At 48.1% G+C, this 1,507-nt stretch carries 3 protein-coding genes; all 3 read left to right on the top strand.

Translation table 11 applies throughout. The features are described from left to right. Positions 1-679: cohesin domain-containing protein (locus AC1DUA_RS37125; RefSeq protein ID WP_477504489.1), on the top strand; the 679-nt coding region annotated here is incomplete at its 5' end. 110 nt (positions 680-789) lie between these two features. After that, complete coding sequence (locus tag AC1DUA_RS37120; protein WP_477504488.1) at positions 790-1,056, top strand: dockerin type I domain-containing protein; 267 nt, start codon at positions 790-792, stop codon at positions 1,054-1,056. Between the two features lie 114 nt (positions 1,057-1,170). Then, positions 1,171-1,507 (top strand): hypothetical protein (locus tag AC1DUA_RS37115; protein WP_477504487.1); only part of this gene is annotated, 337 nt, incomplete at its 3' end.

Here is a 1,507-nt window from a genome sequence, read left to right as displayed (position 1 = left end):
CAACAACGGCGGTAAGGATTTCTGGGGCAATCCGATCTCATCGGTTACCCAGAATCGCGGGGCGTATGGTGCTGTTTCAGGCGTTTCTGGAACAACGCTCAGTGGTGCCAACTCTGTTGTTGCTGGGAGTGAATTCACGGTCCAGTTTGGACTAAAAAACGTGACGCAAAGCGTCTATGGGCAGGACATCAAGCTGAAATATGATGCCAATGTCATGTCATTTTTCACGGCAAAATCAACGAAAAACGGAATTAGCATCGTTCAATCCAAGGATCAAGCAGGCGATCTCCGCGTTATCATAGCTAGTCAAGGCGGAGGAAACGCTGTTACCGGTACCTCGGAATTCGCCGAAATCGTCTTTATGGCGAAGAATGTGCAGCAATCGGTAGCGGGCTTGATTACAATCACGGAAGCTACGCTGGCCGATGACAAAGGAGTTGARTGGACCGCGGACACTTCCTCGATCACAGTCCAGGTCACGCCTGTACCTGTTGGCATTCCGGGAGATGTGAACGGAGATAATAAAGTAAGTATTGGTGATTTAGGGTTTGCAGCAGCACATTACGGCGAAACATCGGCTAGTCCGAACTGGCAGCAGGTGAAAGCAGCAGATATCAACAATGACGGAATGATCGACATCAGCGACTTGGCGGCGATTGCCAACAAAATAATAGACTGAAGATTCCAAAGTGATCGTGTATGTCTTGCTAGATACAAAATGTATCGAATCTTGTCGAAGATCGCAAGTGCGTTGATAGGCACAACAATACGAGAGATAGAGGGCTATGCTTGAGCAGCGCTCCCTTATCCTCATTAGCTCTGGCTGTACTGCAATCGGCACTCAATACGTTTAAATCCTTGGTCGTTCAAGGAACCGTAGGCGATGTGAACGGGGATGGCAAAGTGAGTATCGGGGATCTAGGTTTTGCTGCGGCTAACTACGGCAAAACAGCCACAAGTCTTGACTGGAATGAAGTCAAACAGGCAGATGTAAACCATGATAACGTGATTGACATTAACGATCTTGCAGCTATCGCGAACCAAATTATGCAATAAGCCGCTGCATGGCGTGAGCTTAGGGAGCTTCTCTCTAAGCTCGCTCCAATGCTTGGTTTTGACTGTTGAAGGAAAACGCCAGGAATTCCAATTTTATTGAAAAGGTGGCTTCATATGAATGTTAAAAAAGTGATTTTCAATGATGGCCTATGGAGAAAAACAACAACTTTGTTTCTAGCAGCTGCCATTGCCGTTCCTTTGTTCAGCGTACCGCTTTCGCATGCGGCAGAGACTGAGCCTGTTAGCAGCATTCCTGCGATTTCCCCTATCCCGCAGTCCGTTACAGCGAGAGGGCAAAGTTTCACTATCCCTGCGGAAGTAGGTCTCATCACAGGCAACGGCACCGATCCGGCAGCCGTTCAAGCTGTGGAACGTATTTTGCAAAATGCGGGGGTTCAGAACATCAAGCGAGCTAGTGATAGCAGCGTCGTTCCTAATGCTCAGGTAAACG

The sequence above is a fragment of the Paenibacillus sp. 01T422 genome, from assembly GCF_056398785.1.
The sequence above is the reverse complement of the archived record's forward strand: the minus strand, read 5'-3'. Positions and strand labels throughout refer to the sequence as shown.